The sequence below is a fragment of the Streptomyces sp. KL116D genome, assembly GCF_030766975.1.
In the GTDB taxonomy this organism is placed as follows: Bacteria; Actinomycetota; Actinomycetes; order Streptomycetales; family Streptomycetaceae; genus Streptomyces; species Streptomyces longispororuber_A.
Window position 1 is genome coordinate 114,435 of sequence record NZ_JASERH010000127.1, and the last position, 17,619, is coordinate 132,053.

The 17,619-nt window shown below is 71.7% G+C and carries 13 protein-coding genes; 5 read left to right on the forward strand and 8 right to left on the reverse strand.

What is annotated here, in order from left to right; genetic code table 11:
* Positions 1-60 precede the first annotated feature (60 nt).
* From RBJ77_RS47535 to RBJ77_RS47545, 3 genes are read left to right on the forward strand one after another with little or no spacing between them, the layout of a single operon-like run.
* Positions 61-1,497, forward strand: a complete 1,437-nt coding sequence (locus RBJ77_RS47535) for a hypothetical protein (protein WP_372350673.1) — start codon at positions 61-63, stop codon at positions 1,495-1,497.
* Positions 1,498-1,539: 42 nt separating this feature from the next.
* A complete protein-coding gene (locus RBJ77_RS47540; RefSeq protein WP_372350674.1) occupies positions 1,540-4,239 on the forward strand; it encodes a glucosidase in 2,700 nt (899 codons plus the stop codon).
* On the forward strand, positions 4,236-5,711 hold the full coding sequence (locus RBJ77_RS47545; protein ID WP_372350675.1) for an alpha-amylase: 1,476 nt from the start codon (positions 4,236-4,238) through the stop codon (positions 5,709-5,711). The genes RBJ77_RS47540 and RBJ77_RS47545 overlap by 4 nt, the downstream gene beginning before the upstream one ends.
* A 3-nt stretch (positions 5,712-5,714) precedes the next feature.
* Here RBJ77_RS47545 and RBJ77_RS47550 read toward each other — a convergent pair whose 3' ends face one another.
* The 4 genes from RBJ77_RS47550 to RBJ77_RS47565 are packed head-to-tail and all read right to left on the reverse strand — an operon-like array spanning position 5,715 to position 11,596.
* Positions 5,715-7,433, reverse strand: coding sequence for a SulP family inorganic anion transporter (locus RBJ77_RS47550; RefSeq protein WP_372350676.1), 1,719 nt, complete (start codon positions 7,431-7,433; stop codon positions 5,715-5,717).
* Positions 7,434-7,439: 6 nt separating this feature from the next.
* Positions 7,440-10,148, reverse strand: a complete 2,709-nt coding sequence (locus RBJ77_RS47555; RefSeq protein WP_372350677.1) for a cation-translocating P-type ATPase — start codon at positions 10,146-10,148, stop codon at positions 7,440-7,442.
* The gene (locus RBJ77_RS47560; RefSeq protein WP_372350678.1) at positions 10,145-11,170 is read right to left on the reverse strand and encodes a polyphosphate kinase 2 family protein; all 1,026 of its coding nucleotides are present in this window, start codon (positions 11,168-11,170) and stop codon (positions 10,145-10,147) included. Before RBJ77_RS47560 ends, RBJ77_RS47555 begins: the two co-directional genes overlap by 4 nt.
* A gap of 3 nt (positions 11,171-11,173) precedes the next feature.
* Positions 11,174-11,596, reverse strand: a complete 423-nt coding sequence (locus tag RBJ77_RS47565; RefSeq protein ID WP_372350679.1) for a hypothetical protein — start codon at positions 11,594-11,596, stop codon at positions 11,174-11,176.
* A 165-nt stretch (positions 11,597-11,761) separates the two neighbouring features.
* On the opposite strand from RBJ77_RS47565, the gene RBJ77_RS47570 reads away from it, so the two are divergent.
* Positions 11,762-13,174: an MFS transporter gene (locus RBJ77_RS47570; protein WP_372350691.1), complete on the forward strand. Its 1,413-nt coding sequence runs from the start codon at positions 11,762-11,764 to the stop codon at positions 13,172-13,174.
* Positions 13,175-13,192: 18 nt separating this feature from the next.
* Here RBJ77_RS47570 and RBJ77_RS47575 read toward each other — a convergent pair whose 3' ends face one another.
* Genes RBJ77_RS47575 through RBJ77_RS47585 form a run of 3 tightly spaced genes read right to left on the reverse strand, consistent with a single transcriptional unit; the run spans position 13,193 to position 14,918 of the window.
* A complete protein-coding gene (locus RBJ77_RS47575; RefSeq protein WP_372350680.1) occupies positions 13,193-13,624 on the reverse strand; it encodes an RDD family protein in 432 nt (143 codons plus the stop codon).
* Positions 13,614-14,564 carry a hypothetical protein gene (locus RBJ77_RS47580; protein WP_372350681.1) on the reverse strand — a complete coding sequence of 317 codons (951 nt, stop codon included), beginning with the start codon at positions 14,562-14,564 and terminating at the stop codon, positions 13,614-13,616. Before RBJ77_RS47580 ends, RBJ77_RS47575 begins: the two co-directional genes overlap by 11 nt.
* A 12-nt stretch (positions 14,565-14,576) precedes the next feature.
* Positions 14,577-14,918: an STAS domain-containing protein gene (locus tag RBJ77_RS47585; RefSeq protein ID WP_372350682.1), complete on the reverse strand. Its 342-nt coding sequence runs from the start codon at positions 14,916-14,918 to the stop codon at positions 14,577-14,579.
* Between the two features lie 416 nt (positions 14,919-15,334).
* Between RBJ77_RS47585 and RBJ77_RS47590 the strand changes: the two genes are divergently transcribed.
* On the forward strand, positions 15,335-15,709 hold the full coding sequence (locus RBJ77_RS47590; protein WP_372350683.1) for an STAS domain-containing protein: 375 nt from the start codon (positions 15,335-15,337) through the stop codon (positions 15,707-15,709).
* Between the two features lie 431 nt (positions 15,710-16,140).
* Here the strand turns inward: RBJ77_RS47590 and RBJ77_RS47595 are convergent, their stop codons facing one another.
* Positions 16,141-17,439, reverse strand: a complete 1,299-nt coding sequence (locus RBJ77_RS47595; RefSeq protein ID WP_372350684.1) for an aldolase/citrate lyase family protein — start codon at positions 17,437-17,439, stop codon at positions 16,141-16,143.
* Positions 17,440-17,619: the final 180 nt, after the last annotated feature.

Here is a 17,619-nt window from a genome sequence, read left to right on the forward strand (position 1 = left end):
CGTGCCGCGTCACCCGCCGCAGGTGAGGGAAGCGGCGGCGGGGCCCAGCACCGTGGGCCCATGAGCGACGAACAGACGCCGGGCCGGGCCGCGCAGGCCCCCGCCCCGGGCGGTGCGGAGGCGTCCGAGCTGGTGCGGCTGCGGGCGGAGGTCGAGCGGCTGCGGGACCGGTCCGGGGCCGAACAGCGGCGCAGGGTGCGCCTGTTGACGTTGCGCAGGGCCGTCGCGGCGGTGCTGGTCGCCCTGGTCGCGATCCTCGCGGTGACGTCGGTCGTGGGCGTGTGGGGCTCGCGGACGACGCTGAACACGGACCGGTGGGTCGCGACCGTGGGGCAGCTGCCGGAGGACCCCGATGTGAACGCGGCGGTCTCCACGTACCTGACGAACGAGATCTTCGACCAGGTGGACGTCCGGCAGCGGCTGGCCGATGCGCTGCCGCCCCGTGCGACGTTCCTCGCGGCGCCGGTCACCGGGGCCGTGCACGACTTCATGCAGAAGTCGATCTCCAGGCTGCTCGCCGACGACCGGTTCCAGGAGCTGTGGCGGGCGACGAACCGGTTCGCGCACGAGCGGATCGTCGCCGTCCTGGAGAAGCGCAACGAGAACGTGCGGGTGCGTGGCGACACGGTCACGCTCAATCTGCTGCCGATGGTCAACAACGCGCTGAACTCGCTGGAGGACCAGCTCCCCAGCCTCTTCGGCAAGAAGCTCGATCTGCCGACGCTCTCCTCGGGCGAGGTCCCGCCGGGGCTGCACGAGCGGATCGAGAAGGCGCTCGGGGTGTCGCTGCCCGAGGACTTCGCGCAGATCCGGCTCTACGACCGGCGTGAGCTCGGCCAGTTGCAGGAGGCGGTGGTGCTGTTCAAGCGGGCCCTGGTCGGTCTGCTGATCGCCGTGCCGGTGCTGCTCGCCCTCGCCCTGTGGGTGTCGCCGAACCGGCGCCGCTCGGTGCTCCAGCTCGGGCTGTGGCTGGTGGTGACGGTCACGGTGCTGTCGAGCGTGCTGCGGGCGGTGCGCGACCAGCTCCTCGGCCAGGTGCCCGACGGTGTCTACCGCGACGGTCTGCGGGCCGCGCTGTGGACCGTCTTCACGACGCTGCGGGACCGGGGCGACCAGTTGCTCTGGCTCGGCGTCGGGATCGCCGTCGTGGCGTATCTGGCGGGTCCCGGACGGCTGCCGGTGTGGTTGCGGCGGCGCACCGCGCAGGGCGCCCGGGCCTCCGGTCAGTTCCTGACGAAGGCCGGCGAGCGCGCCGCGCACAAGGAGTCGTCGCTGCGTCCGTGGCTGGTGCGGCACGCGGACGTGCTGCGGGTGTCCGGCATCGTCGTCGCGGCCCTGGTGGCGCTGCTGCTGTCGTCGTGGACCGGACTGCTGGTGGTCGCGCTGCTGCTGGCCGCGTACGAGATCGCGGTCACGCTCCTGGCCCGGTCGGACGGGTCACCCCCCACAGGTGAGGCGGCCCCGAAGACCCCAGAAAAGACTGGCGCCCCCGGCTGACCCCAGGGCAGGGGCGGAGCGGACGGGGCAGGGAGGCAGCGCATGAAGACGCAGTCGCACACCGGCCGGGTCGGTCCCGTCGGCGACGGGAGCGCCCGGTCGCGCCTGTGGGGCCCGTACCTGAGCGAACGCCAGTGGGGCACGGTCCGCGAGGACTACAGCCCCGGCGGCGACGCCTGGTCGTACTTCCCGCACGACCACGCGCGGTCCCGTGCCTACCGGTGGGGCGAGGACGGTCTGGGCGGCATCTGCGACGACAAGCAGCGGCTGTGCCTGGCACTCGCCCTGTGGAACGGCCACGACCCGATCCTCAAGGAGCGCGCGTTCGGCCTCACCAACGGCGAGGGCAATCACGGCGAGGACGTGAAGGAGTACTACTTCTACCTCGACAGCACGCCCAGCCACTCCTACCTGCGGTACCTGTACAAGTACCCGCAGGCCGCGTACCCGTACAACGACCTCGTGGAGGTCAACCGGGCGCGCAGCCGCCAGGAGTTCGAGTACGAGCTGCTGGACACCGGGGTCTTCGACGACGACCGCTACTTCGACGTCACGGTGGAGTACGCGAAGGCCGACCACGACGACGTGCTGATGCGGATCACCGTCGACAACCGGGGGCCCGACGAGGCGACCCTGCACGTCCTGCCGACGCTGTGGTTCCGCAACACCTGGTCGTGGGGCGAGGACGCCGGCGACCGGGCCCGGCCGAGCCTGCGGGAGGTGGACGGGCCGCGCTCGACCGTCACGGTCCGCGCCGACCATCCGGAGCTGGGCACCTACGACCTGCGCTGCGGCGGGTCGCCCGAGCCGCTGTTCACCGAGAACGAGACGAACCACGAGCGGCTCTTCGGCTCGCCCAACGCCTCGCCCTACGTCAAGGACGGCATCGGCCGGTACGTCGTGAACGGCGAGAGCGAGGCCGTGAACCCGGCGCGCGAGGGCACGAAGGCGGCCGTGCACCACACGCTCACGGTGCCCGCCGGCGGGTCCGAGACGCTGCGGCTGCGGCTCGGCCCCGCCGGTGCCCAGCTGACCCTGGCCCGCGGTTTCGACTCGGTGTTCAAGGATCGCAGGGCCGAGGCGGACGCCTTCTACGCGGAGCTGACACCGAAGGGCGCGAGCGAGGACGAGGCGCGGGTGATGCGGCAGGCCCTGGCGGGGATGCTGTGGTCGAAGCAGTACTACGCGTTCGACCTGGAGACGTGGCTCGCCGAGCACGAGATGACGCCGTGGAGCCTGCCGCGCCCCGGGGTGCGCAACCGCGAGTGGTTCCACATGGTCAGCGACGACATCGTGTCGATGCCGGACAAGTGGGAGTACCCCTGGTTCGCCGCCTGGGACCTGGCGTTCCACACGGTGGCGCTGTCGGCCGTGGACGTCCGCTTCGCCAAGGAGCAGCTCGAACTGCTGCTGCGGGACGCCTACTTGCACCCCAACGGCCAGATCCCGGCCTACGAGTGGAACTTCAGCGACGTGAACCCGCCGGTGCACGCCTGGGCCGCGTACTTCGTGTACCAGGTGGAGGAGCGGACGACGGGGCACGCCGACCACGCGTTCCTGGAGCGCACCTTCCAGAAGCTCCTGACGAACTTCACGTGGTGGGTGAACCGCAAGGACCCGAGCGGCCGGAACGTCTTCCAGGGCGGTTTCCTCGGCCTCGACAACATCGGCGTGTTCGACCGCAGCGCCCCGCTGCCCACCGGCGGCACGCTGGAGCAGGCCGACGGCACCGCGTGGATGGCGCTGTACTGCCAGTCGATGCTGCAGATCGCGGTGGAACTGGTCGAGCACAACCCGGCGTACGAGGAGCTGGTCCTGAAGTTCGTCGAGCACTATCTGTGGATCGCCGCGTCGATGGACCGGCTCGGCGACCTGGGCGACGAACTGTGGGACGAGGAGGACGGATTCTTCTACGACGTGCTGCGGCTGCCCGACGGACGGGCCGTGCGGCTGAAGGTCCGCTCGATGGTCGGGCTGCTGCCGCTGTGCGCGTCGACCGTGTTCCGGCCCCGGCAGCTGGAGCGGCTGTCCGGTCTGGGCGAGCGGTTGCAGCGGTTCGCCGAGCGGCATCCCTCGCTGTCGGTGACGCTGACGGCGGCGCAGGCCGGCACGGCGGGCGGACCGCGGCTGCTGTCCGTCGTCGACGAGAAGAAGCTGACGCGGGTGCTCGCCCACCTCCTGTCGGAGGACGAGTTCCTCAGCCCGTACGGCGTCCGCGCGCTGTCCCGCCATCACGGCGAGCACCCGTACACGTTCTGGGTGCACGGCGAGGAGTACAAGGTCTCCTACCTGCCGGCCGAGTCGGACACCGGCATGTTCGGCGGCAACTCCAACTGGCGGGGGCCGGTGTGGCTGCCGATGAACGCCCTGGTGATCCGTGCGCTGATCAACCTGTACGGGTTCTACGGCGACGACCTGACCGTCGAGTGCCCGACCGGCTCCGGCGTGCGCAAGAACCTGTTCGAGGTCGCCGAGGACATCACCGCCCGGCTCACCCGGATCTTCCTGCGGGACGAGGAGGGACGGCGGCCGGTGTACGGCGGCCAGCCCAAGTTCCACGACGATCCGCACTGGCGGGACCTGATCTCCTTCTACGAGTACTTCCACGGCGAGAACGGCGCCGGCATCGGCGCCTCCCACCAGACCGGCTGGACCGGTCTGATCGCCGCCCTGATGAAGATCTTCGGCACCCTGGGGCCCGACGACTTCCGCCCCGCGTCCACGAGGAGGACCGGCCGATGAGCGCGCTGCCGGCCCAGCCCGTCGTCCACGAGGTCAACACCCGCGTCTGGCTGCGCGAGACGGGTGGGCGCACCGGCCGCGCAACGGGGCTCGGGGACGTGCCGAAGGACGTGTGGGACGAGATCACTCCGTCCGGGGTCGACGCCGTGTGGCTGATGGGCGTGTGGGAACGCAGTCCGCGGGGCCGGGACATCGCGCTGGAGAACGCGGCGCTGCGCTCGGCCTTCACGTCGGCGGTCGCGGACATCGACGCGTCGGACATCGCCGGGTCGCCGTACTGCATCCGCCGCTACGAGGTCGACGCGGCGCTCGGCGGGCGGGAGGGGCTGCTCGCGGCGCGGGCCGAACTCGACCGCAGGGGCGTCGGGTTGCTGCTCGACTACGTGCCGAACCACGTGGCGCCGGACAGTCCCTGGGTGACCGAGCACCCCTCGTACTTCGTGCGGGGCGACGCGGAGGACGTCAGGCGCGATCCGGCGGGGTTCTTCGACACCGGGCGCGCCGTCCTCGCGCGGGGCCGCGACCCGTTCTTCCCGCCGTGGCCCGACGTCGTCCAGCTCAACGCCTTCGCACCGCAGTTGAGGGCGGCGACGGCGGACGTCCTCGGGGAGATCGGACGGGTCTGCGACGGGGTGCGCTGCGACATGGCGATGCTCCTGATGAACGACGTGTTCGCCCGCACCTGGGGCGAGCGGGCGGGCGCCCCGCCGGAGACGGACTTCTGGCAGGAGGTGCTGCCGGAGGTCCGGCGCAAGCACCCGTCGATGCTGTTCGCCGCGGAGGCGTACTGGGACCTCGAATGGGCCCTGCAGCAGCAGGGGTTCGACTTCTGCTACGACAAGCGGCTGTACGACCGGATCCTCCACGAGAGCCCGGAGTCGGTGCGCGGGCACCTGCTCGCCGACGAGGAGTACCAGCGCCGTCTCGTCCGGTTCCTGGAGAACCACGACGAGCCGCGCGCCGCCCTCACCCTCGGCCCGGACAAGGAGCGGGCGGCCGCCGTGCTGATCGCGACGCTGCCCGGCGCGACGCTGTGGCACGAGGGCGAGTTCACCGGGCGCCGGGTCCATCTGCCGGTGTTCCTCGACCGGCGCCCGGACGAGCCGCAGGACCTGGCGCTGCTGGCGTTCCACGAGCGGCTGCTGGCGCGCGTCCACGGCAGCGGCATGCGGACGGGCCGGTGGCGGCTCCTGGACTGCACGGGCTGGCCGGACAACGACTCGGCGCGGCAGCTGATCGCGTCGTGCTGGACCGGTCCCGCGGGCCGCTTCGTGACCGTGGTCAACCTGTCCGAGCGTCCCGCGCAGGCCCGCATCCAGTTGCCGTGGAAGGAACTCGGCCACGACACCTGGGAGTTGACGGAGCTCGGTGACTCCGACCGGTACGGGCGCTCGGGCGGCGAGCTGCTGACGAGCGGTCTGTACGTCGACCTGCCGGCCTGGGGCACGCACGTGTTCTCGGTGGCGGTCTGAGCCTCACTCGGCGGTGGGCTGCCGGTCCTCGGCGGCCCACCGCGCTCCGCTGTCCGCGCGGAACGCGGCCACGGCGCTCTCCACGGTCGGGTAGAAGGAGTCAGGGGCGAACGAACGGGTGAGTCCATAGCGTTCGATCTTGCGGCGCACCGGGTCCTTGAGCTCGGCGAAGACGAGGGCGATGCCCGCCTGCTCCAGCGTCTCGTCGAGCTCCTCCAGGACGTCGGCGGCGGTCGTGTCGACGTCGGTCACCGGTTCGGCGGCGATCAGGATCTGCCGCGGCGGCGGCTCGGTGCGGGCGTGCCGCAGCACCTCGTCGCGGAACGACTTGGCGTTGGCGAAGAACAGGGGTGCGTCGAAGCGCAGCAGGACGAGGCCCGGCAGGTGTTCGGCGCCGGGGTGGGAGCGCACGTCGTGGTAGCCCTCCAGGCCGGGGACGCGGCCGAGCACCGTGCGGTACGGCCACCAGGCGCGCCGGAAGACGTTGAGGATGGACAGCCCGACGGCGATCGCGATGCCCTCCAGGACGCCGAGCAGCGCCACCCCGAGGAACGCCGCGATGCACAGCCAGAACTCGGCCTGCCGCTGCCGCCACAGCCGCGCCGTGCCCCGCACGTCCGCGAGCGACAGGGACGCGGTGATGACGACGGCGGCGAGGGCCGGCTGCGGCAGATTGCGGAACAGTCCCGGCAGCAGGACCAGCATGAGCAGGATCAGGGCGGCGCCGACGAGCCCGGTCAACTGGGTCTTGGCACCGGCCCGTTCGGCGACGGCGGTCCGTGATCCACTGGTGCTCAGCGGGAACCCCTGGAACAGTCCGGCGGCCGCGTTGGCCGAGCCGATCGCCACCATCTCGCCGTTGCCGCGGACCTCCTGCCCGGTGCGGGCGGCGAACGCGGAGGCGTTGGAGACCGCGTCGGCGAGCGACACCACGGCGATGCCGAGGGCGCCCGCGACCAGCGGCCCGACGTCGTCCCAGCGGATGTCGGGGACGGTGAACGGCGGGAACCCCTCGGGCAGCCGGCCGACCATCCGCACGCCGCGCCCGGCGAGGTCGAAGGCGACGGCGGCGCCGATGGCGAGGACCACCATGACGAGGACGGCGGGCACCTTGGGCAGCAGCCGTTGCAGCAGCAGGATCAGCACGATGCCGCCCGCGCCGACGGCGAGCGCCGCCGGCACCAGTTCGTTGTCGCCCAAGGCCCGTACGAACGCCTCGATCTCGTCGATCAGGCCGTCCGCGTCCGTGGAGAAGCCGCACAGTTTGGGGAGCTGGCCGACGAGGATGGTCAGCGCCAGCCCGTTCATGTAGCCGATCATCGTGGGTTTGGAGATCAGGTCGGCGACGAAGCCGAGCCGGGCCGCGCCCGCCAGGATCATGATCGCCCCGACCATCAGGGCGAGGGCCGAGGCGAGCGCGACCGCCCGGCCGCTGTCCCCGTCGGCGACGACGAGCGGCAGCACCGTTGCGGCGATCATCGGGCCGAGCGAGGAGTCGGGGCCGAGCACCAGGATCCGGGACGGGCCGGCGACGGCGTAGGCGAGCAGGCAGAGCACGGACGTGTACAGGCCGGTGATCGGGGGCAGCCCGGCCAGTTCGGCGTACGCCATGCCCTGCGGGACGAGGAGCGTGGTCAGGACGACGCCCGCGACGACGTCCTTGGCGAGCCACTCCCGGCGGTAGCCGCGCAGGGTCGCCAGGCCGGGCGGCACCCCGGGCACCGTGCCTCACTCCGGCTCTGCGGACGTGGCCCGGCGCCTGCGGGCGGCGAGTTTGCCCAGCTCCCACAGGGCGAGCAGGGCGAGCGGCGGCAGCAGGGCCCAGCCGAACTGGCCGATCCGCAGCGGAGTGGTGTCGAGGAGCCGGTTGAAGGCGTCGGTCTGGGTCACGAGGACGGCGAGGACGAACTCGCCGAGCATCGTCCAGTTCAGCTGCTTGCTGTCGAACGTGTCGGTGGTCAGCACGGTGCCGGTCTCGCTGCGGCACTCCAGGGCGGCGACGATCAGGCAGAGCGCGAACGAGGCGAACGCGATGGAGTTGCCGACGCGGACGTCGTCGAAGCGGGTCTCGCCGAGCTGGATCAGGCAGAGCAGTCCGACGGCGACGGCGGTGCCGGCGAGCCCTACGGTGAGCATCAGGGCGGGCGTCATCACGGGTTCGCCGCGCGGTCGCGGCCGCCGGGTCATCAGTCCGCTCCTGACCCGGTCGAAGCCGAGCGAGAAGCCGAAGGCGGCATTGACGACGAAGTGGATCCAGAGGACCTGGGCGGGCGTGAACGGTTCGCCGCCGGCGATGTCGAACAGCGTCGCGCCGAGGAAGGTGAGCACGAACACGACGAGCAGGACGAGCACGAACCGGATGTACTTGGTGAGGTTGTCGTAGATCTTGCGGCCCTGCTCGACCGCGTGGACGATCGTCGCGAAGTTGTCGTCGGACAGGATCATCCGTCCGGCGTTCTTGGCGACGTCCGTGCCGGAGCCCATGGCGATGCCGATGTCGGCGGCCTTGATGGCCGGTGCGTCGTTGACCCCGTCGCCCGTCATGGCGACCACGTCGCCCTTCTTCTTCAGCGTCTCGGCGAGGAGCACCTTGTGCTCGGGCGCCACCCGGCCGACGACGCCGATGCGGTCGACGCGGGCGAGCCGCTCCTCCTCCGGCAGGGCGGCGAAGTCGGCGCCGAGGATCGCCTCGCCCTCGATGCCGATCTGCTCGGCGACGGCGGCGCCGGTGATGACGTCGTCGCCGGTCACCATCCGTACGCGGATGTGGGCGGCCTGCGCGGCGGCCACGGCGTCGCGGGACTCGGGGCGCGGCGGGTCGACCATGCCGACGAGGCTGGTGACCTGCAACGCGTCGACCAGGTCGAGGAGTTCGGCGCCGGGCTCGAACGCGGCGGGGTCGATGTCCCGGGTCGCGGCGGCCATCACCCGGCGGCCGGCCCGCTCCATCCGCTCGACCTCGTCCTCGGCCCGCTGCCGCAGCCCCGCGTCGAAGGGGATGCCCAGGCCGCCGGAGAGGGCGGTGGTGGTGCGCGCCAGCACGGCGGGCGCCGCGCCCTTGACGAAGCAGCGCACGACCGGCCGGCCCCGCCCGTCCCGGGCCTCGTGGAAGGTGGCCATGAGTTTGTACGCGGGGTCGAACGGCAGGGTGGCGAGCCGCGGCAGCCGGTCCCGGGTGGCGGCCACGTCGAGGCCCGCCTTGTGGCCGAGGACCAGCAGGGCGCCCTCGGTGGGGTCGCCCACCACACGGCCGTCGACGAGGACGGCGTCGCTGGCGACGAGGTACGGCAGGATCGCGTCGTCGATGCTCGGCGAGCTGCCCGCCGCGTGGTGGATCCGGCCCTCCAGGCCGTACCCGCCGCCCGAGACGGTGTACCGGTCGAAGGCGTCCACGACCTCGACGACGGTCATCTGGTTCATCGTCAGCGTGCCGGTCTTGTCGGAGTTCACGGCCGAGGTGAAGCCGAGCGTCTCCACGGACGGCAGATCCTTCACGATGGCGTGCCGGCGGGCCAGGTCGAGGCCGCCCAGCGAGAGGATCGTCTGCGTCACCGTCGGCAGGGCCTCGGGGACGGCGGCGATGGCCAGGGACACGGCGCTGACGAACAGCGCGTCCCACGGCTCGCCCCGGCCGCGGCCGAGGCCGAACATCACGACCATGGTCAGCCCGGCCGCGCCGACGATCCACAGGGTGAGCCGGTTCAGCTCCCGGGTGAGCGGCGACATCTCGCGCTTCGTCGTGGTCAGCATGCCGGAGATCCGGCCGAGTTCGGTGGCGGCACCGGTGGCCGTGACGACGAGGACGCCGCTGCCGTGGGTGACCGGGGTGTTCATGAACGCCATGTCGGTCTGGTCGGCCGGGCCGGGGCTCTCGGCCCGTACCGCTGCCGCGTCCTTGGCGACGGGCACGCTCTCGCCGGTGAGCGCGGACTCGTCGATCTGCAGGGCGCTGGTCGCCACGAGCCGTCCGTCGGCGGGGACTTCGTCGCCCGCGGCGAGCAGCACGACGTCCCCGACGACGACGTCCGCGGCCGGGATCTCCGCCTCCCGTCCGTCGCGCCGCACGCGCGCGGTCGCCCGGGTCATCGCCTTGAGGGCGTTCATGGCGCTCTCCGCCTTGCCCTCCTGCCGGATCCCGATGACCGCGTTGAGCACGGTCAGCGCGAGGAGCACCACCGCCGTGCCCCACTCCTGGACGGCGAGGGAGACGACGGCGGAGCCGACCAGGATCATCTGCATGTACGAGGTGAACTGGCCGAGGAACCGCTGCCAGCCGGGCGTCGGCCGCTCCTCCGGCAGGGCGTTGGGCCCGTCCTCGGCGCGCCGGGCGGCGACCCGCTCGGCGCTCAGTCCCACGGCCGGGTCGACGCCGAGTTCCCCGGCGACGGCCTCTGCGGGGCGCGCGTACCAGGCGCGGCCGGGCGCCTGCGCGGTCACCGGGACCGCCTCCGTCCGCCGTGCTGCCGGTCGCGGCGGGCCGCGGCCAGCGCGTACGGGTCGGCGGCCGCGCCGCTCGGCGCCTCGTCCTCCAACTGCCGCTTCTCCAGCTCCAGTTCGTGCATCGCCTTGGCCCCGACCTCCGGGTAGCGCGGATCGATCCCGATCAGGGTGTGGGCGAGCACGGCGGCCGCGCAGATCCGCGCGTACCACTTGTGGTCCGCGGGCACGACGTACCACGGCGCCCACGGGGTGCTGGTGGCGGAGAGCATCTCGTCGAACGCGTGCTGGTAGGCGTCCCACCGGGTGCGCTCACGGGCGTCGGCCGCCGAGAACTTCCAGTTGCGGTCGGGCACGTCGATCCGCTTCAGGAAGCGGATGCGCTGTTCCTCCTTGGACAGGTTGAGGAACAGTTTGACGACGTGGAAGCCGTTCTCCGTCAGGTACCGCTCCCAGTCGTTGATCTCCCGGAAGCGGCGGCGCCAGAACGCCTTCCTGCCCTGGCCCTTGCCGGGCAGCCGCTGGCGGTCGAGGAGTTCGGGGTGCACCCGGACCACCAGGACCTCCTCGTAGTGGGAGCGGTTGAAGATGCCGATCTCGCCGCGCCGGGGCAGCCTGGCGGCGTAGCGCCAGAGGTAGTCGTGCGCGAGCTCGCCGGCGGACGGCACCTTGAACCCGGCGACGGACACGCCCTGCGGGTTCACCCCGCTCATGACGTGCCGGATGGTGCCGTCCTTGCCGCCGGCGTCCAGCGCCTGGAGGCACATCAGGACGCCCTGGCTGCCGTCGGCGGCGAGCCTGCGCTGGTAGTCGGCCAGCAGGAGGATGCCGCCGCGCAGCAGTTCCTCGCCCTGCTTGCGGTTCTTGACGCCCGCCTTGTGGGCGGGGTCGAAGTCCCTGGCGAGGTTCACCTTCGATCCGGGCTCGACCCGCAGCGGCGCGATGAACTCCGCGATCCGCTCGGCCCTCCGGCCCTCGCCCTTCCCCTTGCCCTTCCCGTTGTTCCTGCCCTTGGCCTTCATGGGTCAGTAGAGGGTGTCCCGCTTGACGACGCACAGGCCCCAGATGACGAAGCCGTTGAGCGCGATCAGGGTCAGGGACCACAGCGGATAGTAGGGAACCGAAAGGAAGTTGGCGATGATCAGCAGTCCGGCGATGATCACGCCGCAGACCCGCGCCCACTTCATCGCCACGAACAGGCCGCAGCTGACGACGACGGCGATCGCACCGAGGACGATGTGGATCCAGCCCCAGCTCGTCAGGTCGAACTCGAAGACGTACTCAGGAGTCCTGAGGAACACCTTGTCCTCCAGGACGGCCATGAGCCCCCGGCAGAAGCCCATGGTTCCGGTGATGAAGAGCATCACCGCCGCGAAGATCGTCAGTCCGCCGGCGGCCGCCGCCTTGGCGGTTCCCGGCCGGTGGTGGGTGGTGTCCGAGGTGGTCATGACAGGTCCTCCCTGACTGCGGAGGGTGCCGATGGCACCGCTGCGCCGACGAGTGTCGCCCCGGGCGCGGGCCCCGGTCGTCACCCTCCGGGGGTGACGACCGCGGAGGGGGTGCCCGCGACCCTGTGCGTCGTCCGGCCCAGGCCCTCGATCGGAGGCGAGACGATGACCGTGCCGTCCATCCCCGACGGAGCGGACCGCGGCGGGTCGGCTCGCCGCTGGCCCCGCGAGGTGCTCGCACCGCTCGCCCTCGCCCAGTTCGTCTGCAGCTTCGCCGGTTCGAACATGACCGTGATGATCAAGGACATCAGCGAGGACCTGGACACCACGGTGCAGGGCGTCCAGATCGCGATCACCGCCTTCCTGCTGGTGATGGCGGCGCTGATGATCCCGGGCGGGATCCTCACGGACCGCTACGGCCGCAAGCGGTGCCTGGTCGTCGGCCTCAGCATCTACGGGGTCGGTGCCCTGCTCAGCGCGGCCGCGCCCGGCCTCGGTGTGCTCATCCTCGGCAACTCGGTCCTGGAGGGCGTCGGGACGGCGCTGCTCATCCCGCCCGTGTACATCCTGACGACCCTCGTGTTCACGAACACGTCCGACCGGGCGCGGGCGTTCGGGGCGATCATGGGGATGGCCGGGATCGGTGCCGCGACCGGGCCGCTGCTCGGCGGGCTCATCACGTCGGCGATCAGCTGGCGGGCCGCGTTCGTGTTCCAGGCCCTGGTGGTGGCGGTGATCATCGTGCTGACCCGGCGGGTGCGGGATCCGCTGCCGCCGGATCCCGAGCGCCGCTTCGACCGGGGTGGCGCCGCGCTCTCGGCGATCGGTCTGGCCCTCCTGGTCATGGGCATCCTCGCGACGGACGACAACGTCTGGCTGGCGGTGGGCCTGTTGGTGGGCGGCGCCCTGTTCCTGACCGGGTTCTTCGTCTGGATCCGGGCGAAGGAGCGCGCGGGCGGTCAGCCCCTGCTGCCGATGGCGGTGTTCCACAACCGCACGTCGAACCTCGGTCTGATCACCCAGCACGTCCAGTGGCTGATCCTGATGGGCCTGTCGTTCGTCGTCGCCACGTATCTCCAGGTCGTCCGCGGCTACAGCGCGATCGGCACCGGCGTGGTCTTCACCGCGTCCACGGTCGGGCTGCTGGCCAGTTCCCTCGGTGCGGAGCGCTTCGCGAAGCGGCGGGCCCAACGCACCCTCGTGATGGCCGGGTTCGCCGTGACCGTGTGCGGCATCGGCCTCCTCATCGCCCTCGCCGACAACTCTCCGAGCGCGTGGAGCGCCGTGCCCGGGCTGCTGGTGATCGGCCTCGGTGTCGGCCTGATGCTGACGCCCTCGGTCAACGTGGTGCAGTCGAGTTTCCCCGAGGAGCTCCAGGGCGAGATCTCCGGCCTGTCCCGCAGCGTGTCGAACCTCGGCTCCTCGGTGGGCACCGCGCTGGCGGGCACCATCCTGGTCGCCGATCCCTCGGTGGGCCCGTACATGGTGGCCCTCGTGGTACTCGGCGTGGTCGGCCTGGGCGGGTTGTGGGCGGCGGCCCGGCTGCCCAGGACCCCACCTCCCACCCGGCACGGGTGAGCCCTTGACGGACGGCGGTCAGTCACCGGTCGGGCGGTCGTAGCGCACGGCACTGGCCACGAGCAGGTCCTGGAGCGAGGCGTGGCGTCTGCTGAACGGGATCCAGCACAGCCCTACCGGGAACGTCACGCACAGGGCCGCCCGCACGAGCGCACGCGGCAGCCCCAGCGTCCGCCCGGCACGGTCACCGACCCGCAACCCCATCAACTGCCCACCGGGCGAACGCCCGACGCCCGCCCACGACCCGCCGAGGTACACCACGGCGAGCACCCACGCGACCGCTCCCGCGACCGAGCCCGGCACCTGCGGAACCCGGAACGGCGGCCCGCTCACGAGGAACACCACGCATCCCACGCCCAGTTGCACCACGACGCCCACCACGACCAGCACGCCGACATCGACCACGGCCGCGACCGCCCGCGACACGATCCCGGCCGCGTCACTCACCACGTCCGCCCGTGTCCCGCCCCAACAGCCGATCGGCCACCCGGTTCACCCGCCGGTCCGCCCGCTGCCCCAGCCACCGCACGGCGTCCACGCTCTCGGCAGCCATCCCGCCACCGGTGTCCCGCACGATCCGCCCCAGATCGATCTCCGCGACGACACCACGGGTGACCCCCACCAGATCGATCCGAGCGATCACGGCATCGACGTCCACGCGCCCGGCAATCACATCGACATCGACGCGCTCGACGATCCGCCCGACGTCGATCCGCTCGGCGATCCGGTCGACGTCGATCCGCTCGGCAACCCGGCCCACGTCAATGCGGTCGGCGATCCGGTCCACATCGATCCGCTCTGCGATCCCATTCACGTCGATCCGCGCGGCAATCTGATCCACGTCAATGCGATCGGCAATCCGGTCCACATCGATCCGGTCCGCGATCCGGTCCACGTCGATGCGCCCGGCAACCCGGTCCACATCGATCCGGTCGGCGATCCGGTCCACGTCGATCCGCTCTGCGATCCCATTCACGTCGATCCGGTCCGCGATCCGGTCGACTTCAATGCGCTCCGCGATCCGGTTCACGTCGATGCGCCCGGCAACCCGGTCCACATCGATCCGGTCCGCGATCCGATCGACGTCGATCCGGTCGGCGATCCCGTCCACGTCCACCCGGGCCACGACCCGACCGACATCCACGCGATCGGCGATCCGGTCGACGTCGATGCGCTCGGCAACCCGGCCCACATCGACCCGGTCCACCATCGCGTCCAGGTCCACCCGGGCCAGCACCACGTCCAGGTCGACCCGCCGGAGCACCGCCTCGACGACCGGGCACAGGGCCGCCCCCACCACGTCACCCACCAGCGCCCCGAGGGCATGGCGGGCCGAGCGGGTGGTTCGGACGGCGAAGGCCAGCGGTCCGCCCGCGTCCTGCTGCGTCATTGGCCGACCGAATCAACCGGTCACGGCCGAGGCATCCTCCGCAGCGGGTGACCCGGCGGGCGGCAACGCCGCCGGCCTCGTCCGGACCGGCCGGAATTCGTGGGGGCGGCGCGGATCACCGGGCCCCAGGTAGCCGAACGGCAGGCCGCGCCGCCGCGCCAGTTCCCCGGCCAGCCGCAGCACGCTGATGCCGCTGACCCCGAGTTCCGGGGCGCGGCGCAGATCGACCAGGACCCCGGTGCCACCGGGCCGGATGGCCCAGTGCAACAGGCGGCCGAGCTGCGCCTCCCTGGCGGGGCCGATCGCCCCGCAGACCTCGATCACCACGCAGCCGTCGAACTGCCGCACCAGCACCGGAGTACGTTCCCAGCGGGACGGCACGGGACGACGCGATCGCACCCTCAGCACGTTCCACGTCATGGCTCCCCCCGAGCATGACCGCCCGGCACATGACAGGCCGGACGGACGGGCAGGGTCGCGCCACGGTGCGTGCCCCGCGAGGGGCCGACCGGCCCGGGAGAAGGGCCGTTCGGCCCCGCCACGGCCCCGGTCTCCCTTACACCCTTTTGCGTAACTCAGTTACGCAGACGCCAGGTTGAAGCCCGTACGAGTGGGGGAATCGCGTCCTTGCCACATGTTTCTGTCATGTGCGCCCGGCGAGAACCGTACGCTTGCCATCCACGACCACCCCTGCTCCCGGTGGCCAGAACCCGACGTCGCCGCTCCCCGGAACTTCCCCGGCGGAGCCCGGTTCAGCGAGGGGAACCGCCATGCTGTCAGGCGCATGGCCCGAAGGGCGTATCCGGATTCGCGAGATCCACGGAGTCCGCGTGATCGAGTTCCACGGTGAGGTGGACATCGCCACTGCCATAGGCATCGAGCCGGAGCTCGATGCCGCGACCCTCGACCGGGACAGGGTCGTGATCATCGACCTCAGCCCGGTGGCCTTCTTCGACATCTACGCACTGCGCCTCCTGTGCCGGACCGAGGAGCGCGTCCGCACGCGCGGTGGCCGGTTGCTGCTCGTCTGCCCGCAGAAGACGACGCTGAGACTTCTGCGCGCCGCCCATTTGATGGGCCGGTTCGCACCCGTGGCCACTCTGGAGGAGGCGCTCGACGCAGGAGGACGCCTGGAAGCCTCTTGACCGGACGACGCCGAGGCCCACTGGCGATCACCCCGACGGCATATGCAGAATGTGAGCGGCCCCCTGCCCTCGGGCCCAGCCCATCGGCCGGAGCCGCGTTCAACGCCGACAACGCGACCCCGGCCCCGTCCTCGCGGCGTGTTGTCCAGGGCAACTCCCGCAGCCCCGACCGCCGTTCGAGGACGGTTGCGAGGTGTCCGGGGGCCCGGACGCCTCGCATGTCGGCCGTCGCCGGTGCGGGCCTGGCCCCCGGCGACGGCCGTCCATGCGGTCGTGCGTACCGGAACGCCGAGGCGGCCCAACTCCCCCCGCCCGGCGCCGGTTTCATCCACTCTAAGGCCGATGTCACCGCATTCCCCACGGTACGGTCGGCACGCTTCACGAACCCTCCGGCGGACCTCCCCGTTCCGCTCCCGCCGTGAAGGACACCGTCACTCGGCCGTCGCGGTCAGGTCACCGCGACGCGGCCCCGCGAAGCCCTCCAGGCCCGCCAGCGTGAGACCGGTCAGCCGGGCCACCTCACCGACGTCGAGCGCACCGCAGTCCAGGCCGCGCAGCAGGTACCCGGCGAGAGCCTTCGCGGTGGCCGGCTCGTCGGCGATGTCGCCGGAGGCCTGGTTGGCGTACGCGGACAGGCGCGCCGCGGCCTGCGCGAAGCCCTCGCGGTAGAAGGCGAAGACGGCGGCGTAGCGCGTCGGGATGTGGCCCGGGTGCATGTCCCAGCCCTGGTAGTAGGCGCGGGCGAGGGCACGCCGGGTGAGCCCGTAGTGCAGCCGCCAGGCGTCGTGCACCTTGGCGGTCGGGCCGACGGGCAGCACGTTCGTGGAGCCGTCGGAGACGCGAACTCCCGTACCGGCCGCGGCGACCTGCATGACGGCCTTCGCGTAGTCGGCGGCCGGGTGGTCGCTGGCCTGGTACGCGGCGGAGACGCCGAGGCAGGCGCTGTAGTCGAAGGTGCCGTAGTGCAGTCCGGTCGCGCGGCCCTCGGCGGCGTCGATCATGCGGGCCACGGCGGCGGTGCCGTCGGCGCCGAGGATGGACTGACTGGTCTCGATCTGGATCTCGAACCCGAGCCGCCCGGCCTCGAGACGGTGCTGCTTCTCGAACGCGTCCAGCAGCCGCACCATCGCGGTGACCTGCTCCGGGTACGTCACCTTGGGCAGCGTCAGGACGAGGCCGTCGGGCAGACCGCCGTGCTCCATGAGTCCGGTGAGGAAGATGTCGAGCGTACGGATGCCGCGGTCACGGACGGCGGCCTCCATGCACTTCATGCGGATGCCCATGTGCGGGGCGGCCGTGCCGTTCGCGTACGCCTCGGCGATGAGACGGGCGGCGCGGGCCGCGGTCTCGTCCTCGTCGGCGGACGAGGCGGGCCGGTAGCCGTCCTCGAAGTCGACCCGGAGGTCCTCGACGGGCTCGCGCTCCAGCTTCGCCCGTACGCGGCTGTAGACCGGCTCGGCGAGCTCGTCGCCCAGTCCGAGCACCGCGGCGAACGACGCGGCGTCCGGGGCGTGCTCGTCGAGCTGCGCCAGCGCCTGGTCGCCCCAGGAGCGGATGGTGCCGGCGTCGAAGGCGTCACCGGGGACGTAGACCGTGTGGACGGGCTGGCGGGTGCCGGGGTCTCCTGGGTAGCGCCGGGCGAGTTCCGCGTCGACCGGGGCGAGTGAGGCGCTGATGCCCTCGCTGACCGCGCCCGCGAGGCTCGTCGACACCTTCTCCTGCTGACCCATTCCTGCACCCTCCATACGCTCACTGTTTCCGCTTCACGGAATCAACAATCCGTATAGCGAAGTTATCCGTCCGGGTGACCTGCGTCAATGGTCCCCCTGAAGGGTCCCGGAACGCGGACGGGGCCGCGCGGCGTTGAACGCCACACGGCCCCGACAGCACTGCGGTACTGCTGGACGGGT